This is a genomic window from Gordonia liuliyuniae (assembly GCF_021738805.1).
GTDB classification, from domain to species: domain Bacteria; phylum Actinomycetota; class Actinomycetes; order Mycobacteriales; family Mycobacteriaceae; genus Gordonia; species Gordonia liuliyuniae.
In genome coordinates this window covers 72,812-99,155 of record NZ_JAKKOR010000009.1, presented here as the reverse complement: position 1 = coordinate 99,155, position 26,344 = coordinate 72,812, and the positions used below count along the sequence as shown (strand labels likewise).

The following is a 26,344-nucleotide window of genomic DNA, read 5'->3' as shown; positions in this document are numbered from 1 at the left end:
CAATGGGTAAGACTCTCGAACTGCTCCCTGCGGTCGACGTCGTGGACGGGCAGGCGGTTCGCCTGGTCCAGGGTGAGGCGGGGTCGGAGACCTCGTACGGTTCGCCGCGGGACGCCGCTCAGGCGTGGCAGGCAGGCGGAGCACAGTGGGTTCACCTGGTGGATCTGGACGCGGCGTTCGGTCGCGGCGAGAACCGTGCGCTGCTCGCCGAGGTCGCGGGCGAACTCGATGTCAAGGTCGAGTTGTCGGGCGGCATCCGTGATGATGCGACGCTCGAAGCGGCGCTCGCGACGGGTGCGACGCGCGTCAATCTGGGGACGGCCGCCATCGAGAACCCCGAGTGGTGTGCCCGGGCGATCGCCGAATACGGCGACCAGATCGCCGTTGGCCTCGATGTGTTGCGCGACGGTGAAGCGTGGCGCGTGCGGGGCCGCGGCTGGGTGACCGACGGCGGAGACCTGTGGACGACGCTGGAGCGCCTCAACGCGGACGGCTGCGCCCGCTACGTGGTGACCGATGTGAGCAAGGACGGCACGCTGAGCGGGCCCAACCTGGAACTGCTCGCGCAGGTGGCGCGCGCGACCGATTCGCCCGTCGTGGCTTCGGGCGGCGTGTCGACGGTCGCCGACCTGGTCGCGATCGCCGAACTGACCGACCTCGGAGTCGAGGGAGCGATCATCGGCAAAGCGCTGTACGCGGGCCGGTTCACGTTGCCCGAAGCGCTGGCCGCGGTGTCCGCGACGAAGTGACCACTGTGCCCGCTTCCGCAGCCGACATCGACCTGCCGCGTCTGCTCGGCGTCGCCGACGGCATCCTCGGCTCGGTGGTCGGCGAGTTCGTCCACGGTCTGGGCTCGCCCGGGTCGGTGCGCAAGAAGGGCGACGACTTCGCGACGGACGTCGACCTGTCATTGGAGCGTCGGATCGGGGCCGAACTCGTCGATCGGACGGGGATCGGGGTGCACGGCGAAGAGTACGGCGGTCCCGCCGCCGACTCCGGACCGGTCTGGATCCTCGATCCGATCGACGGCACCTTCAACTATTCGGTCGGCCTGCCGGTCGCCGCGATGCTGCTGGCTCTCGCCGTCGACGGTGAACCGGTCCTCGGCATCACCCGGCTGCCCTTGCTGAACCAGCATTACACGGGGATCGTCGGGCAGTCGTTCACGGTGAACGGGGAGCAGACTCCGCGGCTTGAACCCGGACCGTTGTCGTCGGCGGTCATCGGCTGCGGCGCGTTCAACGTGCGGTCGGGCGGACGGTACCCGGGGACCGGTCGGGCGGCGCTGTACTCGGCGTTGAGTCACCGGGCCCGTCGCCTGCGGATGACCGGTTCCACCGGTACCGACATGGCGTACGTGGCTGCGGGAATCTTCGGCGGCGCAGTGTCGTTCAGCTATCACGCGTGGGACAACGCGGCGGGCACCGCACTCGTACGTGCCGCGGGCGGTGTGGCGACCGATGTGCACGGGCAGCCGTGGCGGGTCGGCTCGGGGTCGCTGGTGACCGGCGATCCGCAGCTTCATGCAGAACTACTCGAGGTCATCGCCGACAGCGGTGTGGCCGGGGACGACACGATTGAAAGCAAGGTGGACCAGTGAGTGTGGCGGTGCGTGTCATCCCGTGCTTGGACGTCGACGACGGCCGAGTGGTGAAGGGCGTCAACTTCGCGAATCTGCGGGATGCCGGCGACCCGGTGGAACTCGCGGCGCGTTACGACGCGGAAGGCGCGGACGAACTGACATTCCTCGACGTGACCGCATCGAGCTCGGGTCGGTCGACGATGATTGACGTGGTTCGCCGGACCGCCGACCAGATCTTCATCCCGTTGACCGTCGGTGGCGGTATCCGCACGGTCGACGACGTCGACGCGATGTTGCGGGCGGGTGCCGACAAGGTCAGCGTCAACACCGCGGCGATCGCTCGTCCCGACGTGCTTGACGAGATGAGTCGCCGGTTCGGCTCGCAGTGCATCGTCCTGTCGGTCGACGCGAGGACGGTGCCCGATAGGCAGGGCGCCGGGAGCGAAGCGACGCCGTCGGGTTGGGAGGTCACCACGCACGGTGGTCGGCGCGGTACCGGCATCGACGCTGTCGAGTGGGCCGCGCGCGGCGCCGAGTTGGGCGTCGGCGAGATCCTGCTCAACTCGATGGACGCCGACGGCACCAAAGACGGTTTCGACTTGGCGATGATCCGCGCGGTCCGCGCGGCCGTCTCTATCCCGGTCATCGCATCCGGAGGCGCAGGCACGGCCGACGACTTCGCGCCTGCCGTCCACGCGGGCGCTGACGCGGTCCTGGCCGCGTCGGTCTTTCACTTCGGCGACCTCACCATCGGTCAGGTCAAGGACGCGATGCGCGCAGACGGCATCACCGTCCGCTGACCGTTCATACATTCTCTCGACCAAGGAGCCTCCCATGGCACTGCCCGCAGAGCTCGCGGCGCGACTCAAACGCGGCCCGGACGGGCTGTTCGCGGCCATCGCACAGGAACGCGAGACCGGTATCGTCCTGATGATGGCGTGGATGGACGATGAAGCGCTCGAACGCACGCTCGCCACTCGTCAGGGCACCTATTTCTCGCGGTCCAGACAGGACTACTGGGTGAAGGGCGAGACCAGCGGCCACACCCAGTACGTCCACGACGTCCGTCTCGACTGTGACGGCGACGCACTGCTGCTCGTCGTCGACCAGGTCGGTCCCGCCTGCCACACCGGAAACCACAGCTGTTTCGACACCGAGTCGCTCGCCTTCGCCGACTCGGTCTCCGACGACGAAAGGCGTTGACATGCCGCTCATTCAAATCTCGCAGACTCAGGGGCTGTCGGACACCGTCAAACGCGAGACGATCGCCGCGGTGACCGAGGCATACGCCAAGGCGACCGGTAAGAATCCCGACTCGGTGTGGGTGACGATCACCGAGATTCCGCGTAGTCAGTGGGGCGTCGGCGGGGAACCGCTCGGATGAGCGCGCACACGACGTCGCTGGCGGAGTTCCTCGACCTGGCGGCCGCCCACCGGGTGGTCCCGGTGACCCGGAAGGTGCTCGCCGACTCGGAGACGCCGCTGTCGGCGTATCGCAAGCTGGCCGGCGACCGGGACGGGACGTTCCTGCTGGAGTCGGCGCCCAATGGGCAGTCGTGGTCGCGGTGGTCGTTCATCGGCGCGGGTTCGTCGGGTCTGACGGTCGTCGACGATCAGGCGCACTGGTGGGGGACCGTCCCGGCGGGCGCGCCCGTGGGCGGTGACCCGCTGGCGGCGCTCGCTGAGTCGCTCCGTCTGCTGCAGACTGAGGCGTTCGCCGACATGCCGCCGCTGACCGGGGGTTTCGTCGGGTTCATGGCCTACGACTTCGTTCGACGACTCGAACGTCTGCCGTCGATCACCGACGATGATCTCGGCCTGCCGGACATGTTCTGGCTCTTGACCTCCGAGTTGGCCGCGTTCGACCACCACGAGGGCACCATCACGCTGATCGCCAACGCGATCAACTGGGACGGTTCGGACGAGCGGGCCGAGGAGGCGTACGCGGACGCGGTCGGCCGACTCGACGTGATGACGGCGGCGTTGGCGGCGTCGGCGCCGTCGACGGTCTCGACGTTCGAGCGGCCGACCCCCGACTACACTTCGCAGCGCACGCTCGACGAGTATTCGCGGATCGTCGACGACGTGGTCGAGGCGATCGAGGCGGGGGAGGCGTTCCAGGTGGTGCCGTCGCAGCGGTTCGCCGTCGACACCGACGCCGACCCGATCGATGTGTACCGCGTGCTGCGCGCATCGAACCCGAGTCCGTACATGTATCTCGTGCGGGTACCCGGCGTCGAACGTGATCCGTTCACGATCGTCGGGTCGTCGCCGGAGGCTCTTGTCACCGTCGCCGACGGTGTGGCGACGACGCACCCGATCGCAGGCACTCGTTGGCGTGGCACCACCGAGGAGGAGGACCAGCTTCTCGCGAAGGGCCTGCTCGAGGACGAGAAGGAGAACTCGGAGCATCTGATGCTCGTGGACCTCGGCCGCAACGATCTGGGGCGGGTGTGCGAGCCCGGCACCGTTCGCGTCACCGACTACCGACGGGTCGAACGTTACAGTCACGTGATGCATCTGGTGTCGACCGTGTCGGGTCGTCTCCGGAACGGCAGGCAGGCGCTCGACGCGGTCACCGCCTGCTTCCCGGCGGGGACGCTGACCGGCGCGCCGAAGGTCCGGGCGATGCAGATCATCGAAGAGCACGAGCTCACGCGTCGCGGCCTATACGGCGGCATCGTCGGGTACCTCGACTTCGCGGGCGACGCCGACACCGCGATCGCCATCCGCACCGCCCTCATGTCCGGCGGTACGGCCTACGTACAGGCGGGCGGCGGCGTCGTCGCAGACAGCGATGCCGAATACGAGTTCAACGAGGCACGCAACAAGGCGACGGCGGTACTCAACGCGGTCGCCGCAGCCGGCACCGTGACCAGGGTCGGCGGAGAGGATCGGGTATGACCGACAGCGAGCAGGCCACCGGAGGCTCGAGGTCGGGCGGCCGCCGTAGGCAGGGGATCGCCGGACTGTTACTGGCGATCGCCGCGATCGTTCTGTGGACCGTGTCCCGGATGCGATGGGCGGAGGTCATCGCCGAAGATGGGCTCGGCGTCCCGCGCACCTTCGATGTCAACGGTTCGGACTGGAGCCCATGGCTGGTAGCCGTGGCGCTGCTGTTCGTCGCCGGCATCGTCGCGCAGTTCGCGGTGAGCGGATGGGTGCTCCGGCTCGTCGCACTCATTCTCGCGCTCGCCGCGGTTCTGTCAGCGGTTCCGGCGATCTCGCTGATCAACAACGGCCAAAACAATATGTTCGCGGCCGACGCCATCGATCTGGACCCGAAGTACGACGTTCGCGTGATCCTGACGTCGAACACTCCGGCCTACCTGTTGCTCGTCGGAGCGGTCTGTGCGGCGATCGCCGCGGTCCTCATGATGCGGGGCGCGACGGCGGGCGGCATGTCGTCGAAGTACACCTCTCCGGCCGCGCGCCGTGAGGAGCTCGAGAAGAAGGTGTTCGCCGAACGCGAGCGCGCGGCTCGCGGCGAGGAGACGGAGTCCGACGGCAATGAACGCCTCCTGTGGGACTCGCTGGACAACGGGGTGGATCCCACCGACGAACGCCCGTAGTTCCTTCGCCTGGCTCCCTAATCTCTTTGCCTGGTGCCCTAGGCTCTTCCCTCGGTTCTCCAGTCCCTGGCCAGCGGGCAGGCCAGCGGGTAACGTCGAAGTCACTCGGTTCAACCAACAGCCGAGTTCCCATGCCGACCATAGAGACGCTGCTGACAGCGTCCAGGCATTCACATCACCGCACCGCAGGCGACGCCGCGTGCGTCGCGATCTGTGCGGTCGACGTAGGAGGGACTCTGGAATGACGAATGACGAGTACGACCACGTGAGAGCTCTGCTGACCGAACGTGCGTCCTTACGATATGACGACCCACGCCGCGAGACGCTGCGAGATGAAGCGGTCGTGGCAGGCCTCCCGCTCGCCCAGCACATCGCGCAGCGGTTTTCGGGCAGAGGCGAGAACCGCGATGATCTCCTGCAGATCGCGCGCCTCGGCCTGGTGCAGGCCATCGATCGGTTCGAGCCCTCTCGCGGCGCCGACTTCCTGTCGTTCGCCGTCCCGACTGTGATGGGCGAGGTGCGCAGGCACTTCCGGGATCGAACCGCGATGCTGCGGGCTCCTCGCCGCCTGAAGGACCTCTCGGTTCAGCTGCGCGAGAGTGAGAGTCGGATGACACAGGTCCTCGGTAGGACGCCGACGCGACGCGAGTTGGCCACCGACCTGGGTGTCGACCTCTGGGAGGTCGAGGAGGCGCGACGCGCCGCGGCCGCGACGGCGACGGTGTCGCTCGACAGCCCGGCGGGCGGTGACGACGATCGGCCGACGAGCGAACGGGTAGGCCGCGAGGACCCGCACTACGATCTCGTGAACGATGCGCAGACGCTCCGTCCCGCGCTGGCACATCTGCGTCCTCGTGAGCGGAAGATCATCGGTCTCCGCTACTTCGAGGACCTGTCGCAGAGTGCGATCGCAAAGCGCATGGGGATGTCTCAGATGCACGTCTCCCGACTGCTTCGACGGTCGATCGCTGATCTACAGTCCTTCGCTGGTGTGTGCGTTACGGCTTAAGCATCACTTTGACATAGCCGTCGGCCTTGCGTTGGAACTTGTCGTACGCATCGGCGGCGTCGGCTAGCGGCAGTTCGTGCGACGCGAAGGTGTCGACGCCGAGCGGGTCGGCGTCGCTCAGCAGCGGCATGATCTGGTCGGTCCACTTCTTGACGTTGGCCTGGCCCATTCGGATCTGAACCTGCTTGTCGAAGAGCTTGAACAGCGGGATCGGATCGGCGGCGCCGCCGTAGACGCCCGAGAGAGATACGGTCCCTCCTCGACGTACGACGTCGAACGCCATGTATAGCGCGGACAGCCGATCGACTCCAGCGGTGGTGTTCACCCGACGCGCGATGGGATCAGGTAAGAAGCCGACGGCCTTCTGCAGCGTCTCGGCCACCGGCGACCCGTGCGCTTCCATCCCCACCGCATCGATCACGGAATCGGTTCCCCGACCGTCGGTTCGATCACGGACGAAGGCGGCGACGTCCTCATCGGTCGACACGGTCTCGACGCCGTGTGCGTCTGCTCGAGCGAGACGCTCGGGTACTCGGTCCACACCGATCACGCGCATTCCGCGATGCGCGGCGATGCGGGCGGCCATGTCGCCGATCGGGCCGAGTCCGAGGATTGTCACCGACCCGCCGTCGGGAACGTCCGCGTACTCGACCGCCTGCCAGGCGGTCGGAAGGACATCCGAGAGATAGGCGAATCGACTGTCGGGCGGCCCATCGGGGACCTTGATGTGAGTGAACTGGGCTTGCGGGACGCGCAAGTACTCCGCCTGGCCGCCTGCGACTGAACCGTACAGACTTGAGTATCCGAACAGCGCGGCACCGGTGCCCTGGTCGCGGACCTGGGTGGTTTCGCACTGGGTGTACAGGGTGCGATCGCACATGAAGCAGTCGCCGCACGAGATCTGGAACGGCACCACCACACGGTCCCCGACGCGCAGGTCACCGGTTTCGCTTCCTACCTCCGCGACAGTGCCCATGGCCTCATGCCCGAGGATGTCGCCGCACTCCATGAACGGGGTCAGCACTTCGTACAGGTGCAGGTCGGACCCGCAGATGTTCGTGGAGGTCACTTCGATTACTGCATCGGTAGGCTCGTGAATTCTGGGATCGGGGACGTCCTCGACCCGCACGTCGCGCTTTCCCTGCCATGTGACGGCACGCATCAGCTCACTCCTCACATCGTCGGATGACTCTTGTGAGACGAGGTTCCCCGCGGCGTCGAAGGTCAAACGTCGAGTTCATCCCGGCGGGAGGCCGAGTACTCCTCGTGCGCGCTCAACAGGACCTGATCGAAACTCGATCGTGTCGCGGACGACACGTCCACCTCGGCGAACCGCGTCTCGATCACCGCAGCCAAAGTGTGCAGTTTGGTGTTCGACTCCTGGGATCGCCATACGAGAAGGTCGAACGCCTGCTGCTCGTCGAGTCGGTAGACGAGCATCAGCGCGCCCTTGGCGCGCTCGATCGTTGCACGCCTGCGCACGACTTCGTCGATGTCCATGCCGCCGCTACCCGGGATCTTCTTGACGTACGCGTCTGTCGTCGCTGTCATGGCTCTCGTCGGCGGTTCGGCCACGTAGAAGCCGGACGTGCCACGTCGCCTGCCGGTGGTCGGGTCGACGATGAGTTCGGCGAGCACGATAACCGGAACGACGTTCCCGATCAGGTCGACGATCCGATGTCGACTGCTGAACGGTTCGTCCCCGCGCCTCACCCGCTCGATCAGTTCAGCGACCCGCTCCTTGTCATCGGGATGCTTGTGCCGGAGCAAAACATCACTGGTGGGCACGACCACCGCGGCCGATTCGTAGCCGTGCAAGCGGGCCAGTTCGTCTGACCACTGCCAGCGGTCCTCGTCGATGTAGTACCAGAACCTGCCGAACCGAAAGTTTGTGTCCTCGACGGTCGACACCGCGTCATCGTGGTCGGGCATGGTCTGGGCGTCCTACTTCAGTGTCGGCGGCATACGGGCGGGGACGGGCGGTCGCCGCCGCTACAGACACTAGGCGACACAAAGGGTTAAACGGTTCACCCTTTGGGGTGTATTCGGCAAAGATAGGGTTTGGGTATGGAACCGGTTCGAGTGGCGCTCATCGACGATTACGACGTCGTCGTGCGGGGCCTGGCGAACATGCTTCGCCTCTACACCGGTCGGGTACAGGTTCAGACGCTCTCCACGTCAGGCGACGTGGTGGACTACGTCGACATCGCGCTCTACGACTCGTTCGCTAATCCACTGTCGGATCGGGAAGTCATTGCCGGGCTGGCCATGAACGATCGGGTCGGCAAGGTCGCCGTGTACTCGTGGGAGATCTCCGACTCCGCCGTCTCGCGGTCGCTCGCCGCCGGAGCCGCCGCGCTCCTTTCGAAGAAGTTGCCTGCGGCCGAACTCGTGAATGCGCTCGAGGAGATTCACCGTGGTGGCCCCTCAGCGAAGGTCTTCGCCGACCGCGCCGACACCGCGGCGTTCAACTCGGGCGACTGGCCCGGACGCGAGGAAGGGCTCACTCAACGTGAGGCCGAAGTCCTGGCGCTCATCACCCAGGGCCTCAGCAATGCCGACATCGTCGACCACACGGGACTTTCCATCAACTCGGTCAAGACCTACATCCGCACCTGCTATCGCCGTATCGGCGTGGCCACTCGGGCACAGGCGGTGCTGTGGGGAGCACAGCACGGTTTCGTGCCCGATCGGCCACACCGGTAGCGCGTCGGCGAGGCGGCGTCAGCGTCGTCGTGCGATGGCGCCGATGATGCCGAGCAGCACCAGGGAGCCGAATAAGGCGGTCGCGAAGGTGAACCACATTCCGCCGCTTGCGGTGTCGAGGAAGAAGCTCAGGATGTAGCCGCCGAGCAGCGCGCCGACGATGCCGACGGCGATGTTGGCCAGGATGCCCATCCGGGCGTCGGCGCCCGTCAACTTGCTGGCGAGCCAGCCGGCCAGTCCGCCGATAATGATGTAGCCGATCCATCCGACGGACGTGAACGTGGACGAGCGGGCAAGGATCTCCGTTGCCGCGAGCTGGTATTCGGACATGATCGTCTCCTGTTGTGTTCGGGGTGCTGCGGTCGGCGACCAGCGGACTGGTCAGTCACTGCCCGGCGGCACCGCCGGGGCGAACACGCAGTACATCCGTAGACGCGTGTCCGCGATGATCGAGTGCCGCTCATGCTTGTCGAGCAGATACATCGTTCCGGGAGCGAGCGGGTACGTGCGGTCGTTGTCGTGATCGGCGAGAGTCCCGTGGCCCTCGATCAACCAGACCGCCTCCACATAGTCCGGGTAGTGAAGCGGCGTCCGGGTGTTCGGTTCGACCGTCGTCTCGTGATAAGAGAATCCGGCGTCGTCGTCGGACAGGACGATTCGTTTGGACGTCCACGTCTCACCGCTCACCTGGCGGCCGGTGCCGGTGATCTCCGCCGTTGTTCGCACGATCATCGCCGAGTGCTCCCTTCCGGTGGCATCCACCGCTTCGACATACATCTGCCGGGCTGAGTACCCGTGACGAGTCTGGCCAAACATCGGAGAGCACATCAGTTCTCGGGGTTGCCAGTCTGGTCGACCTTCGGCACGGTGGAGTCATGAGCGATCAAACGAGTGTCACAGTGCAGCGAGTTATCGAGGCCCCGGTCGATCACGTTTTCGACGTGCTCAGCAACCCGGAGCGCCACCAGCGGTTGGACGGGTCGGGATTCGTTCGGAGCGTCGACCACGCCGACCGCATCCAGCAGGTCGGGCAGGTGTTCACGATGAACATGGAGGGTCCGCACATGGGCGGCGAGTACCAGACGGACAACCACGTGACGGGCTACGCCAAGGACAAGCTGCTGGCCTGGCAGACGGCACCCGCAGGCACCGAGCCTCCTGGCTGGGAATGGGTGTGGGAACTCGAATCCCAAGGCCCGGACAGCACATTGGTCCGGCACACCTATGACTGGTCGAAGGTCACCGACAAGGATCTTTTGGAGAAGGTCAAGTTCCCGCTCGTGACCGAAACCCAACTCGAGGACACGTTGGCCCAGCTCGCGGCCGAGGCGGCGACCGACTGAACCACTGACGCGCACGGCCTCCGACACCCCGCCAGCCCCCGCGAGACGGCTTGAGGGCTGGCGGGGATGAGGACCGCTCAGCGTTCGAGTGAGCCGATGAAGTCGAGCAGTTCCGCGCGGGCACTCTGCCCTTCGGGGATCGGCTGCATGATCCAGTTGTGGAACATGCCCGGGTACTCGTTCAACTCGATGCGGACGCCCGCATCGTCGCCGAGTTGTTTGATCCGCCGAGCGTCCGGAAGCAGGATGTCGCGGTGTCCGATGAACACGACGACCGGGGCCGAACCGTCGAGATCGGCGAACGCCGGACTCACCTCCGGATCGTCCAGCGCACGTGCGCCGGCGAACCAGCGTCCGGCCTGGCGCAGGCCCGTCACCCCCAACTCAGGATCGCTGGGGTCGATCTCGACCGACATCGCGTCGTCGGTCGCCAAGTCGATCCACGGCGAGAACAACGCGACTCCGGCGGGCTGTTCGAGATCCTGCTCCCGGAGATGCCGCGTCAGACCCAACGCGAGGGTGCCGCCAGCCGAATCGCCGATGACGAGTCGGTTCTTCGGGGCGGTCGGCGCCATCAGCGTCCGATAAGCCTCCTCGACCATCGGAACGATCGTCCGGTGATCGTGGCTCGGCGTCAACGGGTACATCGGCATCGTGTATCGGCACCCCAGCCGATCGACCATCCACGCGGCGAAACGCCAGTGGTGGGGCTCCGGGGATTCGACGAAACCCCCTCCGTGCATGTGGAACAAATGCCAGTCCGACGTCACGCCGTCGCGCGGTGACAGGGTGAAGCAGTGGTGGTCGTGGACCAGTACTTCCTCCACGCGGTATCGCCGACGCATCCATGCCGGGGGCCGGGCGCGACGCGGCGACTGGTGCGCGGACAGCCTCCTACGCATGGTCGCCGGGTCCGCGTAGAAGCGCTTATTTCGCTGGATCCTCATCCGTGCGATGAGGAGCTTCGCGCGAACAGAAGTCATGCGCGGCTACCCTGCGGCGAAAACGTCGACGATCTTCGCGCAGAACGCAGGCAGGTCGTCCGGGTTCCGACTCGACACCAACGACCCGTCGACGACGACCTCGCCGTCGACGACTGTACCGCCCGCATTCTTGATGTCGGTGCGAACACTCGGATATCCGGTCAACGTGCGGCCTCGGACCACGTCGGCCTCCACCAGGGTCCACGGGCCGTGACAGATCACGCCGACAGGTCGGTCCGCATGCATGCAGCCGCGGACGAAGTCGACCGCATGCGCATCCTGACGAAGCTTGTCGGGGTTCGTCGTACCACCGGGTAGGAGGAGTCCGTCGAAGTCGGCCACGGCGACGTCGGCGACCACACGATCGACACGGAATCGGTCGGCCACCTCCACGTCGCCGTTCATCGCCTGCACTTCTCCGGGCCGCAGCGATACCAGCACAGTGGTCGCTCCAGCTTCTTCGACGGCATCGCGGGGCGCAGTCAACTCGACCTGCTCCACGCCGTCGGCGGCGAGAATCGCGATCGTCTTTCCGTCGAGAGGCTTATCGGTCGAGCCTCCGTGCGTCGTCGCGCCGTGATGCGTCTGATTGTTATCGGCCATCGTCCTCTCCTTTCACCATGTGTCAGTTCATCGCCACACGTGTGTGCCGGGGTACCCGCGACAGCGGGTGGGGTAAACGTCGGAGTGCGTCACCGCCGACGAGGGCGCAGCAGCCGGCGATGGCTCGCATCGCACAGCGGCGCGTTCGCGCTGAGCCCACATGCGCAGATCGCGACCTGGAATCGGTCGCAGTGGACGAGCGATCCGTCGGGTCCCTCGATGTCTACCGGACCGTCAACCAGGATCGGCCCCTTCTTGATCACCCTGATTCTTCTCGGCTGTTCGCCGGTCATCTCGGAGCCTCGCTTCCGATCACGGCGATCGACTCGGTGCCCGCGTGCGGATCCAACAGGCCAGCGGCGACGAGGCGGCTGCGCCGCGAGGTCATGACGCGGCCGAATGGGATCTCTCGCTCGCGCACCACCGTGGAGTGCAGACCGGCCGCGCGCAACGCGTCGAGCGAACGCGGCACGTCGGCGAGTTCGGACTGCACGATGAGCATCGCGCCCCCGGGCGCGAGCAGGCGGGGGCCGACGACACACAGCACGTCGAGGACGGCGCGACCGTCGGGGCCCGCGTTCCACGCGTGACTCGGTCCGTCCGCGGAGCTCGCACTGCCCGGCGGTGTCGGCACATACGGTGGATTACAGGTGACCAGGTCGAATCCTTTCGGGTCGAATCCTTTTGGGTCGAATCCAGTCAGGTCGATCCCGGCCAGGTCGGCGTGGACGACGTTCAGTTCCACGTCGGCGTAGGCTGCGCGCCGACGGGTCGCGGCGACCGCATTCGGGCACGAGTCCACCGCAGTGACCTGGGCGCCTGCACGTGCGGCGGCGACCGCGACCGCACCCGAACCGGTGCAGAGGTCGAGTACTCGCACACCGCGCAGGTCCCTATCGGTCATCGCGTCGATGAGCAACGCGGTGTCCTCTTGCGGTTGATACACGTCGTCCGGGACGGCGTGCGCCCTAAACGCGTCAGATGCAGACGGGGCAGATGCGGACGGGGCGGATTCGGACGGGGCAGATTCGGGCCGGGTAGATCCGGTCGCGGCGAGGGGGACAGACATGAGTCAGCCGTTCCTCCCGCGGTAGCCGGCTCGGCAGACGTCGTCCCACCAGTCCCGCACGGGACGCACTCGCTGCGGCGTTCGCATCGGGTCGAAGTCGATGTCGTCGGGCAACTGTGCGCCACCGAACTCAACAGTGCCGATCGGGGCGGTCGGCGCACCCTCGCACTTCGCGGCGAGTGTGAGGACGGCGGGCGCCTGAGACAGTGCCCTCGTCAACGCGTGCGTGTCGAGTCCCGTTCCGGTCGTCGGGGCCAGCAGTTCCCCGGATATGCGCCAGCGTGACTCTCCGTAGTCATATTCCCCGTAGTCATATTCCCCGTAGTTGTATTCACAGTCCGCAGCGAGCGGGACCCGGCCCCAGCCGATAGCGGGTCGGACGATCGGCAGCCTGACGATTCGTCTTGCCGGCCCGCCCAACATCAGATCCCAGCCGCTGTCACCGGCCGCCTCGGGCAGGAATCGCACCGCGGCTCCTACGACGTCGGGAGCCTTCCCAGGAAGACCGAGAGCCTTCGATACGCGCACGGTCACCGGACCCGATGCGATCGGCAGGTCGCTCGATTCGGCGACGAAGTGCCCGGCGAAGACGAGACCGTTGCGGTGCAGCATCCGACCGCCCTCGTCCGGAGTGAGTCTGTCGATCACGGGATCGACGACTGAGGCGAACGTTGACGAGTTCATGAGTGGACCTCCAGTTCGTGCCGGTACGTGCGGCCACACCGTCCATAGTGTCCGGCGTTGCTGATGTGGAGTACCCATTTCGCGGAATGTCAATCGCGCGCCGCTGGGCGTTCGGAGTTTGAATGTTGCTGAGCCGGGGTAACTTACGTCTGTGGAGCCCATACGTCTGTGGCGCCCCCTGGAAAGCGCAGGACGGACGGCCCGAGGAAGGACAGGTGGCATAGATGGTTGCAGTGTCGGCGTCGCGGATCGGCCAGGCGTTGCTGCCCGCTCCGCGCGGCCCGGTGTCGGAGGAACTCGTTGACGCTGTGCGAGCGGACTCCGCGCACGCGCCAGCGCACGTTCGGGTGCCGGACGACGTCGACCCGTGGAGCGATGACGTCCAGCTCGCGTTGACCGTATGCCACGAACTCCACTATCGGGGTTGGGTGGACGCAGGCCGTGATTGTGAATGGGATCCGGTCGTCATAGCGGCCCGGGTCCGCCTCGAAGAGGCTTTTCTCGACGCCGTCGAACAGGAATGCCCGCCGTCCGCGGAGGGCCGGACCGCAGACGCGGAACTTGGTGCTCTCGCGAGTTCGGTGCCGACGGGCGCGTCCGAGTTCCTGCGCAGGCATGGGACCGAGAGCGAGTTCGCCGACTACTTCGCCGTACGGTCGCTCTATCACTTGAAGGAAGCCGATCCGCACGCCTGGGCGATCCCTCGTCTGCGGGGCCAGGCCAAGGCTGCGTTCGTCGCTGTGGAGTTCGACGAGTACGGCGCAGGCCACGGAGACCGCGTCCACCAGGAGTTGTTCGCGGACCTTCTGTCGGCGATGGGCTTGAACGACGCCTATCTCGGATATCTGTCGACGGCTCCCGCACTCGCGCTCGCGCCGGTGAACCTCATGTCGTGCCTCGGGCTGCGTCGTTCCCGCCGAGGCGCGACCGTCGGACACTTCGCGGCGACCGAGGTGACGTCGCCGCTCGGGTCGGCGCGACTGCTTGCCGGACTGGAGCGGATCGGTGCGCCCGAGGAGGCTCGACGGTTCTACCGCGAGCACGTCGAGGCCGACGCCGTCCACGAACTCGTGATGCGAGATCAGGTCGTCGCGCCGCTGCTCGCAGACGAACCGTCGCTCGAAGACGACGTGTTGTTCGGCATCGCCGCGCTGCAGGTCGTCGAGGACCGTCTCGAGTCCGCGTTGCTCGACGCATGGAACTCTGGAGCGTCACTGACCGGGGTCTGACCCCGCCCGTCCCGTGCGGACACACCCCGGACTGTGGCCCTGAGAACGGCTTGCCTACTCTTGAGGCACAGCGCGAGAAAGGGGCGTCGCAGTGAGCGATCAGTCAGTGCTCGATTCCATCATCGACGGGGTCAAGGCGGATGTCGCTGCGCGCGAAGCTGTCCTCGATCTCGCTGCCGTGAAGGAGCTCGCGGCCAAGGCTCCCGACCCCCGCGACGCGACCGCTGCGCTGCGGCAACCGGACATCGCGGTGATCGCCGAGGTCAAGCGAGCGAGTCCGTCGAAGGGCCAGCTGTCGAACATCGCCGACCCGGCGGAACTGGCGAAAGCGTATGAGGCCGGGGGAGCGCGCGTCATCAGCGTGCTCACCGAGGAACGCCGGTTCAAGGGATCGCTCGCCGACCTCGACGCCGTCCGCGCCGCCGTCGACATTCCGGTGCTGCGCAAGGACTTCATCGTCGGCCCGTACCAGATTCACGAGGCTCGCGCGCACGGCGCGGACGTCATCCTGCTGATAGTCGCGGCTCTGGAACAGAAGGCGCTCGCCTCGTTGCTCGACCGGACCGAGTCGCTCGGGATGACAGCACTGGTGGAGGTCCACACCGAAGCCGAAGCCGACCGCGCCCTCGAAGCCGGAGCGACTGTCGTGGGTGTCAACGCCCGCGACCTCAAGACCCTGCAGGTCGACCGTGACGTCTTCTCGTCGATCGTGCCGGGCCTGCCGTCCGACATCGTGCGCGTCGCCGAGTCCGGTGTCCGCGGCACCGCCGATCTCCTCGCATACGCGGGGGCGGGCGCCGACGCCGTCCTCGTCGGTGAAGGCCTCGTGACATCCGGAGATCCGCGCACCGCAGTCTCCGACCTGGTGGCGGCCGGCGCACACCCGTCGTGCCCCAAGCCTGCGCGCTGACTCCGGTTCGCCCAGCCCGCACACCGGTCGCGTCCACCGAACCGCGCCGATATTCAATTGCCGTTCCGCGACCCAGACGAGGATGATTGACCCCGTGACCGATCCGACCGAATTTCCCAAGGCAAGCGACGGCGTCGCGAACGTCTCGCCGATCGGACCCGACGACAACGGCCATTGGGGCGTCTACGGCGGACGCCACGTCCCCGAAGCTTTGATGGCCGTGATCGACGAGGTCACCGCTACCTACGAGAAGATGCGCAGCGACCGGGAGTTCCTCGACGAACTCGACCGGCTGCAGCGCGACTACGCCGGGCGGCCGTCACCGTTGTACGAGGCGGAGCGACTCAGCGAACTCGCGGGCGGCGCACGACTGTTCCTCAAACGCGAGGACCTGAACCACACGGGTTCGCACAAGATCAACAATGTCCTCGGCCAGGCACTGCTCGCTCAGCGGATGGGGAAGAAGCGTGTCATCGCCGAGACCGGCGCGGGTCAGCACGGTGTCGCCACCGCCACCGCATGTGCGCTCCTCGGCCTCGACTGCCTGATCTACATGGGGCGTGTCGACACCGAACGCCAGGCGCTCAACGTCGCCCGAATGCAGCTGCTCGGTGCCACGGTCGTCGCCGTCGAATCCGGTTCGGCGACCCTCAAGGACGCGATCAACGAGGCGCTGCGCGACTGGGTGACCAACGCCGACGACACCTACTACTGCTTCGGCACCGCAGCCGGGCCGCACCCGTTCCCGATGCTGGTCCGCGACTTCCAGCGGATCATCGGGATGGAGGCGCGTCGTCAGATCCAGGAGAAGACCGGACGTCTGCCCGATGCCGTCACCGCGTGCGTGGGCGGCGGCTCGAACGCGATCGGCATCTTCCACCCGTTCGTCGACGACGCCGACGTACGACTCGTCGGTTTCGAGGCCGCGGGCGACGGCGTCGAGACCGGTCGCCACGCCGCGACCTTCACCGGCGGCACCCCGGGGGCCTTCCAGGGCGCCTACTCGTACCTCCTGCAGGACGAGGACGGCCAGACCGTCGAATCGCACTCGATCTCCGCGGGTCTCGACTATCCGGGCGTCGGACCCGAGCACGCTCACCTCAAAGACATCGGACGGGCCGAGTACCGCCCGGTGACCGACACCGAGGCGATGGACGCGCTGAAGCTGCTGTCCCGCCGCGAGGGCATCATCCCGGCGATCGAGTCAGCGCACGCGGTCGCGGGCGCACTTGAGCTCGGCAAGGAACTGGGCGAGGGGGCGATCATCGTCGTGAACCTGTCCGGTCGCGGCGACAAGGACGTCGACACCGCGGCGACGTGGTTCGGGCTATACGGCAAGCCGCCGTCGGAGACCGAATACGCCGCTTCTATCGCAGGGGACAACCAGTGACCACCGCACCCGCCAGCCGCCTCGGCGAGACCTTCGCGGCCTGCCGCGCGGAGAACCGCAGCGCACTGATCGGCTACATGCCGGTCGGCTACCCGGACCTGCCGACGTCGTTGGAGACGCTGCGCACCATGGTCTCGGCGGGCTGCGACATCGTCGAGATCGGCATCCCGTACTCGGATCCGGTCATGGACGGGCCAACGATCGCGAAGGCCGCCGTGCACGCGCTCGCCGGCGGCACCCGCGTGCGTGACGTCTTCGCCGCGGCCGAAGCGGTCGCCGACGCAGGCGCCAAGCCGGTCGTGATGAGTTACTGGAACCTAATCGGAAAGTACGGTGTCGACGCGTTCTCGCGGGACCTCGCTGCAGCAGGCGGAGTCGGCGTCATCACCCCGAACCTGATTCCGGAGGAGGGCGACGAATGGCACGCCGCGTCCGACGCCCACGACCTCGACCGCATCTATCTCGTCGCGCCGTCGTCGACGCCCGAGCGGATCGCGACGACCGTCGACGCATGCCGAGGGTTCGTGTATGCGGCGTCGACGATGGGCGTGACCGGCGCCCGGTCGTCGGTGTCGAACCTGGCACCCGACCTGTGTGCGCGAGTCCGTGAGTACTCGGACATCCCGATCGGCGTCGGGCTGGGCGTCCGCAACGGCGACCAGGCCGCGGAGATCGGCGCATACGCGGACGGTGTGATCGTCGGCTCGGCGATCGTGTCCGCGGTCGACGAAGGTCAGCCGGCCGTCGCCGCCCTGATCGACGACCTCGCGCGGGGCGTACGGCGCGCGCGAATCTGACGATCCTCTAGTGCCGGGCGTCGAACGCGGCGTCGCGTTCGAGGAGGTCTCGCCCGGTGCACTACTGTGGCACGTGTGACTGCCGGACACGTTCTTGCCTACCTGCCGAGCCCGCCGCAAGGCGTGTGGACTCTCGGACCGCTGCCCGTCCGCGCGTACGCGCTGTGCATCATCATCGGCATCGTCGTCGCCGTGTGGTGGAGCGACCGTCGGTGGCGTGCCCGGGGCGGGCAGCCGGGCGACGTCCTCGACGTCGCGCTCATCGCCGTTCCGTTCGGTCTGATCGGTGGCCGGATCTACCACGTCATCACCGACTGGTGGCGGTATTTCGGGGACGACGGGAAGGGGCTTGGCGCCGTATTTCAAGTGTGGGACGGCGGTCTCGGCATTTGGGGCGCGGTGGCATTCGGCGCCGTCGGCGGATGGGTCGGCTGCCGGTGGAAGCGCATCAAACTTCCGTCGTTCGGCGACGCCATCGCTCCGGCGATCCTGGCGGCCCAGGCCATCGGCCGGCTAGGCAACTACTTCAACCAGGAACTCTACGGCGAGCCGACGACCGTTCCGTGGGGTCTGGAACTGTTCGAACGCGTCGACCCGGACACCGGACGTAGCGGTATCGCCGTGATCGACGGCGTCTCGAACGGCAACGTTCTGGAAGTCGCTCACCCGACGTTCCTGTATGAACTGCTGTGGAACCTGCTCGTCGTCGCGCTGCTGGTATTTCTCGACAAGCGATTCCAGATCGGCCACGGCAGGCTGTTCGCCCTCTACGTCGCGGGCTACTGTGTCGGCCGGTTCGGCATCGAGCTGATGCGCACCGACGAGGCGACTCACATTCTCGGTCTGCGCGTCAACGTGCTGGTCTCCGCACTGGTATTCCTCGGCGCCGCGCTCTACGTCGTGATGGCACCGCGCGGCCGCGAGACCGGGCTATCGATGTTCTGGCCAGACCGTGCCGAACAGCTCGCCGACGAGGGGCACCTCGGATATGTCCCGCCTGCACTGGACGACGACGAGTATCCAGATGACGAGTATCCAGATGATGAGGACGGAGAATTCGCGGTTCCTGACGAGCCTGATGAGCTCGACGAGTCAGATGAGCTGGACGCGGGTTGGGCTGCGAGGGGGACCGATACCAGGGACGAATTCGACGAGTTCGATCAACTGGACGATGATGCGGAGAGTGTCGACGACCAGACCGGAACGACCCACGATGGGACTGACCCCGACGTGCTCGAGGACGGCCCAGTAGAAGTCGACCCAGTAGAGGTCGACCCAGTAGAGGTCGACCCAGTAGAGGTCGACCCAGTAGCGGACGGCACGATCGCCGACGCCGACGCCGACGCTGAGCTGGCTGACGTCCAAGCTCCTGACACCCAAGCCCCTGACACCCAAGCTCCTGACAGTGAAGCGGCGGAGCTCGAGGCTGCCACATCTGAGGCTGTCGAGCCCGAGACTGTCGACCCCGAGACCGCCGAGTCCGAGGTTGGCGCGTCGGAGACTGGCGAGTCCGACGTGTCCGATCCGGAAGCCGATGAACAGGCTGCCGAAACCGAATCCGAATCCGAGGCCAAATCCGAATCCGGACGCGGATACACGATCGTGTCGAGCCTGGACGGGCTTGATCTCGACGAGATCGCCGTCGTCGAAAGCACGTCGGGGCACGACATCGGGGCCATCGAGATCCGGTCGAACGATTCAGAGGAATCCGACAAGGGCGACGCCTGACGGGCGTCGGCAAGCGAACAAGGGGTTAACCACCTGGGGTACGCGCCAGTAGGTTCGAATTGTGCGCGCCCGCCGGATAGCCTTGGGGTGTGACTCGTCGAACCAAGATCGTTTGTACTCTGGGCCCCGCTACCAACACCGAAGAAGGGATCACCGCGCTCGTCAAGTGCGGAATGAACGTCGCCCGAATGAATTTCAGCCATGGTGCGCACAGCGACCATCGCAGTGTCTACGAGGCGGTACGCGCGGCCAGCGTCAACACAGGTACAGCCGTGGGTGTCCTCGCCGATCTTCAGGGCCCGAAGATCCGTCTCGGCAAGTTCGAAGACAACGGACGCCCTAACGGGGCGGTCGACTGGAACAACGGTGAGCAGATCCGGATCACGGTCGACGACGTGATCGGCAACCACGATCGCGTGTCGACGACGTACTCGCAGCTCGCCCAGGACGCTCGTCCCGGTGACCGGCTGCTCGTCGACGACGGGAAGGTCGGACTCACCGTCGATCACGTCGACGGCAACGACGTCGTCTGCAACGTCACCGAAGGCGGCACTGTCAGCAATAACAAGGGCCTGTCGATGCCCGGGATGAATATCTCGGTGCCCGCGATGTCGGAGAAAGACGTCGCCGACCTCGAGTTCGCGTTGGAACTCGGCGTCGACATGGTTGCTCTGTCGTTCGTCCGGAGTCCCGCCGACATCGAACTCGTGCACGAGGTAATGGATCGAGTCGGTAGCCGTGTGCCGGTCATCGCGAAGCTCGAGAAGCCCGAGGCGATCGACAATCTCGAAGCGATCGTCCTCGCGTTCGACGCGATCATGGTCGCGCGCGGTGATCTCGGCGTCGAGATGCCGCTCGAGCAGGTGCCGCTCGTACAGAAGCGCGCGATCCAGATGGCGCGTGAGAACGCCAAGCCCGTCATCGTCGCGACACAGATGCTCGACTCGATGATCGAGAACTCGCGGCCGACGCGCGCCGAAGCATCCGACGTCGCCAACGCCGTGCTCGACGGCGCCGACGCTGTGATGCTGTCCGGTGAGACGTCGGTCGGCAGATACCCGAACGAGACGGTGCAGACCATGGCGCGGATCGTCACCGCGGTCGAGGAGGGCACCCGCGACGTGCCCGAACTGACGCACGTCCCTCGTACTCGCCGCGGCATCGTGACGTTCGCCGCCCGCGACATCGCCGAACGTCTCAACGCGTCGGCGATCATCACCTTCACCGAGTCCGGCGACACCCTGCGTCGCGTAGCCCGCCTGCACCCGCGCGCTCCTCTCCTCGCGTTCACCGCGACGGAGGCCACCCGGAATCAACTCGCGCTGAGTTGGGGGGCCGACCCGATCCTCGTGCCGCGGATGAAGAACACGGACGCGATGATCGATCAGGTCGACGAGGTCCTGACCGCCAACGGCCGGCTGCAACGCGGGGACACCGTCGTGATCGTCGCGGGTGCCCCGGCGTCCGTGATCGGTTCGACCAACTTCGTCCACGTGCACCGCATCGGCGAACAGGACCACTGAATACGACAGCGCCGCTGGCGACTACGGCCGCCGGGCCGGGTGTCGCATAGGGTGGAGCCCTATGAGCACCGAGACCGCCGGAGACTCCGTGGCCGCCGAAGCGTCGGCCGACCTGCAGACCCTGTTGAAGCTGCTCGATGTGGAGCGCGTCGACGACGACGTGTTCATCGGGCAGCATCCCGAGCAGGTCGGCCCGCGGACCTTCGGCGGTCAGCTGCTCGGGCAGGGCATCGTCGCGGCAGGTCGCACGCTGACGAAGGGCGCCCCACCCGTCCACGCGGTGAACGCGCACTTCGTTCGCGGCGGTGATGTCACCAAGCCGCTCGAATACCGGGTCGACCGATTCCGCGACGGCAAGCCGTTCGCCAATCGGCAGGTCACCGCGTTCCAGGACGACGAGGTGATCTTCACGATGCTCGTCGCCTTCCAGAACAATGCGGCCGGCCTCGAACACGCCGTCGCCATCCCCGAGGTCGCGTACCCGGAGGATCTACCGCCGATCAGCGATCACTTCGAAGGTTATGAGGAGACCGTCGAAGCGTTCGTGAAGGCACTCCATCCGATCGACGTGCGGTTCGTCAACGCGCCCGCATGGAAGTTGAAGGGGACAGGCGAGCATCTGAACCACAATCGGGCGTGGATGAAGACAGACGGCCCGATGCCCGACGACCCGCTGATGCACGTCGCGGCACTCGCGTACTCGTCCGATACGACGGTCCTCGACTCGATCATCACCACACACGGACTGTCGTGGGGATTCGACCGGTTGTTCGCGGCGACCGTCAACCACTCGATGTGGTTCCACCGCGAGTTCCGTTTCGACGAGTGGCTGCTGTACGCGACAGAGTCGCCGGTCGCCGCAGGCTCGCGCGGTATCGGATCCGGAAGTCTCTTCACCCGCGACGGCGTGCTCGCCGCGTCCGTCGTGCAGGAGGCGTTGATCAAGTACTTCCCGCCGCGCTCGTGACCGCTCACGCGTCGGACGTCCGGTTCCACCTTCCTCCGGGGCCGCCACTGACACCGAAGCGTTGGCAGCGTCGGTACAAGTGGCCGATCCGGATCGCCAGCATCGTCGTCGTCCTCGCCGCGATCATCGCGGGAACCGTCGCAGTGATCGAAGGCTTTCACGAGCGGTCCACGATCACCGCGACCGGAGCGGTCACCGTCGACTGCGGCACTCGAGCAGTCGCCGGCTCGATCCCGGTGGCCTTCGGCGACGCTGTGACGATCTACGATGCGACCGGTCGCGAGGCCGGCCCCGACGAGCCGCTCGCCGTCACCCGTCTCTCACGACTCGAAGGGTTGGCAGGTGAGACGTGTCTCGCCGAGTTCGAAGTCCGGGACCTCCCGGTGGTGGACGCTTATGTGGTGCGGATCGGCGAGCGCTACCGCCAAGTGGTGACCCCGGCCGCGCTGTCGAACGGCTACCTGTTCGCCTAGTGCCTAGTGCCTAGTGCCGAGTGCCCGCCGCGCCGCTGCGACGACGTCGGGGTCGGTCGCCTCCAGGCCGCCGGACACACCGCCGCCCGGTCCCGACTTGCCCGGATCGGCGACGAGCGTCCGCGCCGACAGGTGCACGGCGTCGACACCGATCGCTACGAGCTCGGGCACGGTGTCTGGTCGGACACCGCCGCCCGCCATAATCTGCACACCGCTGTCGGCCTCGACGAGCGCGGCCAGCACGTCGAGGCCGTCACCGGCCGTCGGCGCACCTCCAGACGTCAGCACCCGATCGACACCGAGTTCGGCGAGTACCTGCAGGGCGACGAGCGGGTCGGCGGCGGCGTCAAGGGCTCGGTGGAACGTGACGTCGACAGCACCGGCGCCCCGCGCTGCGGCGATCAGGGAGGCCGTCGCGTCACGGTCGACGGCGGCGTCCTCGTTCAGGGCGCCGATCACCACGCCGGATGCCCCCGCGCCTACGAGATGACCGATGTCGGCAGCCATCGTCGTGACCTCCGCCCGCGTGTAGACGAATCCGCCTGGACGCCCCCTGATCAGCACATGGACGCCCACCCCGGTTGCGGTGGTCGCCTCCAGCGAGCCGAGGGTGGGAGTCAGTCCTCCCGTCGCACCGAGCGCGGCGCACAGCTCGACACGATCCGCTCCGCCGGCGAGCGCGATCGCCGCGCCCGCCGCGTCCTGGACCGCGATCTCCAGAGCTGTCACCGCAGCGGATGCGACAGCGGGACGTTGACCCAACTCGGATGCGCCGGATCGATCTCAATGTACTGCGGACGCAATTGCGACGACCACAGCTCCGGCCCGAGCGGAACCGACTTCGGGAAGTTGAAGGCGTAGACGTCGATGCGGAGGCGGTCGCCCGGCCGCAGCTTCGCCTGAGTCGCCGTCATCGGGATGTCGACGTCCAGGACCTGTCCCGGTTTCACCTTCTGGTAGTCGGAGAGCGACAGCTTCGGGATCGCATCGGTCAGGTCACCGTTCGGGCCGTACGAACTCCGTTCGGTGTCCATTGCCCGCAGCGACACCATCAGCTGCCCCATCGACACGGTCGTCGACCGGCCGTCGGGCGAGACGACGTTGACCGTCGCATGCCAGTAGCCGTCCGTCGCGGTGAGACGTTGCCGCAGATGGACGACCGGGGTGCCGCTGACGCTCGTCGAGACCTTCGCCGGTGCGGATGTGAACGTCTGCGCCGCGATCTCCGAGACCCGGGAGTCCTTACCGCAGAAGTCGAACATCGCGGTGATGCCGACCGCGGCCTGGGCCGAGTCACGACTGCACAGCGTCGACAGACCGGGTTTCACCTGACGGGTGGCGCGGGTCGCGGGCTCGGTCGCCGACAGCGACCCGTCGCCAGCGACCGGTGTTCGGGTGGTGCCCGACGAACGGCCCGACAAGTACTGCCGCTGGTATCGGTGCCCCGGGAGCGGGTAGGTCTGGCCCTGCACGAACCAGCCGTTCGGCTCGGACGCGAGAGTCGCGGAGGAGTAGCGGTCGACGCCGTTGTCGATCCCCTTGAGCCACTTGTCGTACCAGGCTCGAGCGAGCACGTCGATGCGCGGCGGGTAGCCCTTCTGACCGAAGTTCGAGCTGGACGTGATGTGGTATCCGTCGTCCATGATCAGCTTCTTCTGGCTGCTCGGCAACTGCGACAGTCCCGTCAGTAGACGTGACTCGCTGTTGGTGAACAGATCGTTCCAGCCGCCGATCGCGAAGGTCGGCGTCGTCACCTTCGACACGTCGGTGAACAGTGATCTCCGACGGTTCGAGTCTGCCGTCACGAGCTGTCGGGTGGTGCCGTGCAGCGACGTCGGCGACTGAGTCGTCAACGCTTCGATCAGCACGTCGAAGTAGGTGAGCGGATCTTTGACCCGGTCGGCGAACCAGCGCCAGTCGAAGGTTCCGTTGAGCATGGACGCGACGTTCGGAATCATTTTCGAGACGTTCACCAGGGTCAACCAGGGTGCGAGAAATCCGAATCCGACGCCGCCGCCCGGGGCGATGACGTCTTGGATGAGGTCGGCTCCCGGGACCACGGGGAAGATCGCGTCGAGTGTGCCCGGCTTGTCAGCGGCGGCCTGCAACTGGTTGATGGCTGAGTAGGAGACGCCGGACATGCCGACCTTTCCGTTGCCCCAGCTCTGCTTCTTCGCCCAGTCGACGACCTCGACGGTGTCCTTGCGTTCGCGGTCGCCGAACACCTGCCAGGTGCCTTGTGAGAAGCCGGTCCCGCGGACGTCGACGACGACGATGTTGTACCCGCTCTTCACCAGCTGGGGGTCGTACGCGAACGTGTTGACCAGGCCGCCGCGCAGCGCGCCGACCAACTCGTTGTAGCCGGACAGGAACGTTCCCCGGGCGTTGATCCCGTTGAGCAGATCGATGAGCTGGGGGACCAGGACCGGGTAGTTCATGACCTCGGACGCCAGCGCGGACACCATCTTGGTGTACGGGGTCATCGTCACGATCGTCGGCAGCTTGGTGTCGACCACCTTGCCGGAGCGGTCCGTCGGACGGATCACGTTGGAGCGCAACACTGTTCCGTCACTCATGCGGATCGGCACATCGGGTTTCGCGGTGTAGCCCGCATACTTCTGCGGTCCGTCGTGCGTGCGCGTCCACTTCGCGCCGAGCGCGCCGTAGACGTCGGCGCTCGCGTCGGACGACGCGATGGGCACGAACCCGGCCCCGGCGACGAGAGTCGTCGCCGCGACCGCTGCGATGGACAAGTGCCGGATCCTCCGGCGCAATCGAGTGATCACTCGTTCACAAACCTTCCCCGAGGGGCCAGATCTGGTGCGAGCGATGCGCTGTCGACATCTTTCCGTGACCTGACTCTCAAGTAACCATAAGGGTTCGATCAGTCACTGTCGAGGGGGGATCTCAGGCTTCGGTGAACGCTTCGGACGACCCGAGTTGTGTTCGCGTGGAACGGTCCTAGTAGACTTTCACCTCGCACTGATCCACCAGCCCCGGTGGCGAAATAGGCAGACGCGCCGCACTCAAAATGCGGTCTCGAAAGGGGTGCCGGTTCGAGTCCGGCCCGGGGCACCAGTAACCGCGACAGGCCACCGCACAGACGAGGACGAGAGCGACGCACGCGATGACAGACGAGACACCGAGCGGCCGACAGGCGAGCCGGGTCGTCGTCGCAGAAGACGATTCGCTCATTCGACTCGACCTGATCGAGATGCTGCGCGAAGAGGGTTACGAGGTCGTCGGTGAAGCGCCGAACGGTCAGATCGCCGTCGACCTCACCGAAGAGTTGTTGCCGGATCTCGTGATCATGGACGTCAAAATGCCCGTGCGTGACGGCATCGACGCGGCGAGTGAGATCGCCACGAAGCGACTGGCCCCCGTCGTGATGCTGACCGCGTTCAGTCAGCGCGAGTTCGTCGAGCGCGCTCGCGACGCCGGAGCGATGGCATACCTGGTCAAGCCGTTCACCCAGGCCGATCTCGTGCCCGCGATCGAAGTCGCGCTGAGCCGGTACCGCGAACTCAAACTGCTCGAGAACGAAGTCGCCGACATGTCCGAGCGTTTCGAGACGCGCAAGCTCATCGAGCAGGCCAAAGGGCTGCTCATGGCCAAGCAGGAACTCACCGAACCGGATGCGTTCCGTTGGATTCAGCGCAACGCTATGGACCGTCGCGTCACCATGAAGGCCGTCGCACAGGTCGTAGTCGAGACCCTCGGCTGACGGGCCGCCCGGACTGTCGGGGCCACGCCTTAGACTCACTCCTGTGAGTGCA

General features: G+C 66.5%; 30 protein-coding genes and 1 tRNA gene. 20 read left to right on the top strand and 11 right to left on the bottom strand.

Translation table 11 applies throughout. From position 1 onward, the window contains the following. The first annotated feature begins 2 nt into the window (after positions 1-2). The 8 genes from priA to L5G33_RS12250 all read left to right on the top strand — a co-directional run bounded on the left by priA (position 3) and on the right by L5G33_RS12250 (position 6,163). Positions 3-749 (top strand): bifunctional 1-(5-phosphoribosyl)-5-((5-phosphoribosylamino)methylideneamino)imidazole-4-carboxamide isomerase/phosphoribosylanthranilate isomerase PriA, encoded by a 747-nt coding sequence (priA, locus tag L5G33_RS12285; protein ID WP_236998474.1) that lies wholly within the window; start codon positions 3-5, stop codon positions 747-749. After that, the gene (locus tag L5G33_RS12280; RefSeq protein WP_236998473.1) at positions 746-1,600 is read left to right on the top strand and encodes an inositol monophosphatase family protein; all 855 of its coding nucleotides are present in this window, start codon (positions 746-748) and stop codon (positions 1,598-1,600) included. Before priA ends, L5G33_RS12280 begins: the two co-directional genes overlap by 4 nt. Beyond that, on the top strand, positions 1,597-2,382 hold the full coding sequence (hisF, locus tag L5G33_RS12275) for an imidazole glycerol phosphate synthase subunit HisF (RefSeq protein ID WP_236998472.1): 786 nt from the start codon (positions 1,597-1,599) through the stop codon (positions 2,380-2,382). Before L5G33_RS12280 ends, hisF begins: the two co-directional genes overlap by 4 nt. A 34-nt stretch (positions 2,383-2,416) precedes the next feature. Next, on the top strand, positions 2,417-2,785 hold the full coding sequence (hisI, locus tag L5G33_RS12270; protein ID WP_236998471.1) for a phosphoribosyl-AMP cyclohydrolase: 369 nt from the start codon (positions 2,417-2,419) through the stop codon (positions 2,783-2,785). A gap of 1 nt (position 2,786) precedes the next feature. Further along, positions 2,787-2,966: a tautomerase family protein gene (locus L5G33_RS12265; RefSeq protein ID WP_236998470.1), complete on the top strand. Its 180-nt coding sequence runs from the start codon at positions 2,787-2,789 to the stop codon at positions 2,964-2,966. Further along, positions 2,963-4,486 carry an anthranilate synthase component I gene (locus L5G33_RS12260; protein WP_236998469.1) on the top strand — a complete coding sequence of 508 codons (1,524 nt, stop codon included), beginning with the start codon at positions 2,963-2,965 and terminating at the stop codon, positions 4,484-4,486. Before L5G33_RS12265 ends, L5G33_RS12260 begins: the two co-directional genes overlap by 4 nt. Then, positions 4,483-5,154 (top strand): TIGR02234 family membrane protein, encoded by a 672-nt coding sequence (locus tag L5G33_RS12255; RefSeq protein ID WP_236998468.1) that lies wholly within the window; start codon positions 4,483-4,485, stop codon positions 5,152-5,154. The genes L5G33_RS12260 and L5G33_RS12255 overlap by 4 nt, the downstream gene beginning before the upstream one ends. Positions 5,155-5,395: 241 nt before the next feature. After that, positions 5,396-6,163 (top strand): SigB/SigF/SigG family RNA polymerase sigma factor, encoded by a 768-nt coding sequence (locus tag L5G33_RS12250; protein WP_236998467.1) that lies wholly within the window; start codon positions 5,396-5,398, stop codon positions 6,161-6,163. Here L5G33_RS12250 and L5G33_RS12245 read toward each other — a convergent pair. Together L5G33_RS12245 and L5G33_RS12240 are read right to left on the bottom strand one after the other, a co-directional pair. Beyond that, positions 6,153-7,325 carry an alcohol dehydrogenase catalytic domain-containing protein gene (locus tag L5G33_RS12245; RefSeq protein WP_236998466.1) on the bottom strand — a complete coding sequence of 391 codons (1,173 nt, stop codon included), beginning with the start codon at positions 7,323-7,325 and terminating at the stop codon, positions 6,153-6,155. The genes L5G33_RS12250 and L5G33_RS12245 overlap by 11 nt on opposite strands. Positions 7,326-7,387: 62 nt before the next feature. After that, a complete protein-coding gene (locus L5G33_RS12240) occupies positions 7,388-8,095 on the bottom strand; it encodes an ANTAR domain-containing protein (RefSeq protein ID WP_236998465.1) in 708 nt (235 codons plus the stop codon). A gap of 135 nt (positions 8,096-8,230) precedes the next feature. Here L5G33_RS12240 and L5G33_RS12235 point away from each other — a divergent pair, with 135 nt between their 5' ends. After that, entirely contained in the window at positions 8,231-8,869 is a 639-nt protein-coding gene (locus L5G33_RS12235) for a response regulator transcription factor (protein ID WP_236998464.1), read from the top strand. A gap of 18 nt (positions 8,870-8,887) precedes the next feature. Here L5G33_RS12235 and L5G33_RS12230 read toward each other — a convergent pair whose 3' ends face one another. Next, the gene (locus tag L5G33_RS12230) at positions 8,888-9,199 is read right to left on the bottom strand and encodes a GlsB/YeaQ/YmgE family stress response membrane protein (protein ID WP_236998463.1); all 312 of its coding nucleotides are present in this window, start codon (positions 9,197-9,199) and stop codon (positions 8,888-8,890) included. A 51-nt stretch (positions 9,200-9,250) separates the two neighbouring features. After that, complete coding sequence (locus L5G33_RS12225) at positions 9,251-9,601, bottom strand: ectoine synthase (RefSeq protein ID WP_236998462.1); 351 nt, start codon at positions 9,599-9,601, stop codon at positions 9,251-9,253. A gap of 143 nt (positions 9,602-9,744) precedes the next feature. Between L5G33_RS12225 and L5G33_RS12220 the strand changes: the two genes are divergently transcribed. Beyond that, positions 9,745-10,212, top strand: a complete 468-nt coding sequence (locus L5G33_RS12220; protein WP_236998461.1) for an SRPBCC family protein — start codon at positions 9,745-9,747, stop codon at positions 10,210-10,212. A 77-nt stretch (positions 10,213-10,289) separates the two neighbouring features. Here L5G33_RS12220 and L5G33_RS12215 read toward each other — a convergent pair whose 3' ends face one another. The 5 genes from L5G33_RS12215 to L5G33_RS12195 all read right to left on the bottom strand — a co-directional run bounded on the left by L5G33_RS12215 (position 10,290) and on the right by L5G33_RS12195 (position 13,551). Beyond that, complete coding sequence (locus L5G33_RS12215; protein WP_236998460.1) at positions 10,290-11,195, bottom strand: alpha/beta hydrolase; 906 nt, start codon at positions 11,193-11,195, stop codon at positions 10,290-10,292. Positions 11,196-11,201: 6 nt separating this feature from the next. Continuing rightward, positions 11,202-11,798, bottom strand: a complete 597-nt coding sequence (locus L5G33_RS12210) for a DJ-1/PfpI/YhbO family deglycase/protease (RefSeq protein ID WP_236998459.1) — start codon at positions 11,796-11,798, stop codon at positions 11,202-11,204. A gap of 89 nt (positions 11,799-11,887) precedes the next feature. After that, positions 11,888-12,091, bottom strand: a complete 204-nt coding sequence (locus L5G33_RS12205; protein ID WP_236998458.1) for a CDGSH iron-sulfur domain-containing protein — start codon at positions 12,089-12,091, stop codon at positions 11,888-11,890. Then, positions 12,088-12,867 (bottom strand): HemK2/MTQ2 family protein methyltransferase, encoded by a 780-nt coding sequence (locus L5G33_RS12200; RefSeq protein WP_236998457.1) that lies wholly within the window; start codon positions 12,865-12,867, stop codon positions 12,088-12,090. The genes L5G33_RS12205 and L5G33_RS12200 overlap by 4 nt, the downstream gene beginning before the upstream one ends. Before the next feature lie 3 nt (positions 12,868-12,870). Continuing rightward, positions 12,871-13,551: a catalase family protein gene (locus L5G33_RS12195; RefSeq protein ID WP_236998456.1), complete on the bottom strand. Its 681-nt coding sequence runs from the start codon at positions 13,549-13,551 to the stop codon at positions 12,871-12,873. A 224-nt stretch (positions 13,552-13,775) separates the two neighbouring features. On the opposite strand from L5G33_RS12195, the gene L5G33_RS12190 reads away from it, so the two are divergent. The 8 genes from L5G33_RS12190 to L5G33_RS12155 all read left to right on the top strand — a co-directional run bounded on the left by L5G33_RS12190 (position 13,776) and on the right by L5G33_RS12155 (position 22,568). Further along, on the top strand, positions 13,776-14,780 hold the full coding sequence (locus tag L5G33_RS12190; protein WP_236998455.1) for an iron-containing redox enzyme family protein: 1,005 nt from the start codon (positions 13,776-13,778) through the stop codon (positions 14,778-14,780). A 91-nt stretch (positions 14,781-14,871) separates the two neighbouring features. Then, positions 14,872-15,690, top strand: coding sequence for an indole-3-glycerol phosphate synthase TrpC (trpC, locus tag L5G33_RS12185; protein WP_236998454.1), 819 nt, complete (start codon positions 14,872-14,874; stop codon positions 15,688-15,690). 82 nt (positions 15,691-15,772) lie between these two features. After that, positions 15,773-17,080 carry a tryptophan synthase subunit beta gene (gene trpB, locus L5G33_RS12180; RefSeq protein WP_236998453.1) on the top strand — a complete coding sequence of 436 codons (1,308 nt, stop codon included), beginning with the start codon at positions 15,773-15,775 and terminating at the stop codon, positions 17,078-17,080. Then, complete coding sequence (trpA, locus tag L5G33_RS12175) at positions 17,077-17,877, top strand: tryptophan synthase subunit alpha (RefSeq protein WP_236998452.1); 801 nt, start codon at positions 17,077-17,079, stop codon at positions 17,875-17,877. The genes trpB and trpA overlap by 4 nt, the downstream gene beginning before the upstream one ends. A gap of 66 nt (positions 17,878-17,943) precedes the next feature. Then, the gene (gene lgt / locus L5G33_RS12170; protein WP_443669347.1) at positions 17,944-19,605 is read left to right on the top strand and encodes a prolipoprotein diacylglyceryl transferase; all 1,662 of its coding nucleotides are present in this window, start codon (positions 17,944-17,946) and stop codon (positions 19,603-19,605) included. Positions 19,606-19,694: 89 nt separating this feature from the next. Beyond that, positions 19,695-21,128, top strand: a complete 1,434-nt coding sequence (gene pyk, locus L5G33_RS12165) for a pyruvate kinase (protein WP_236998450.1) — start codon at positions 19,695-19,697, stop codon at positions 21,126-21,128. 61 nt (positions 21,129-21,189) lie between these two features. Further along, positions 21,190-22,095: an acyl-CoA thioesterase gene (locus L5G33_RS12160; RefSeq protein WP_236998449.1), complete on the top strand. Its 906-nt coding sequence runs from the start codon at positions 21,190-21,192 to the stop codon at positions 22,093-22,095. Beyond that, on the top strand, positions 22,092-22,568 hold the full coding sequence (locus tag L5G33_RS12155; protein ID WP_236998448.1) for a hypothetical protein: 477 nt from the start codon (positions 22,092-22,094) through the stop codon (positions 22,566-22,568). The genes L5G33_RS12160 and L5G33_RS12155 overlap by 4 nt, the downstream gene beginning before the upstream one ends. 3 nt (positions 22,569-22,571) lie before the next feature. On the opposite strand, the gene L5G33_RS12150 is transcribed toward L5G33_RS12155, so the two are convergent. Next, complete coding sequence (locus L5G33_RS12150; protein WP_236998447.1) at positions 22,572-23,297, bottom strand: copper homeostasis protein CutC; 726 nt, start codon at positions 23,295-23,297, stop codon at positions 22,572-22,574. Then, complete coding sequence (locus L5G33_RS12145; RefSeq protein WP_236998446.1) at positions 23,294-25,321, bottom strand: CocE/NonD family hydrolase; 2,028 nt, start codon at positions 25,319-25,321, stop codon at positions 23,294-23,296. Before L5G33_RS12145 ends, L5G33_RS12150 begins: the two co-directional genes overlap by 4 nt. Before the next feature lie 240 nt (positions 25,322-25,561). Here L5G33_RS12145 and L5G33_RS12140 point away from each other — a divergent pair. Both L5G33_RS12140 and L5G33_RS12135 read left to right on the top strand, forming a co-directional pair. Then, positions 25,562-25,646: transfer RNA gene (locus L5G33_RS12140), tRNA-Leu, on the top strand. A 49-nt stretch (positions 25,647-25,695) separates the two neighbouring features. Next, positions 25,696-26,292, top strand: a complete 597-nt coding sequence (locus L5G33_RS12135; RefSeq protein WP_236998445.1) for an ANTAR domain-containing response regulator — start codon at positions 25,696-25,698, stop codon at positions 26,290-26,292. Positions 26,293-26,344 lie beyond the last annotated feature (52 nt).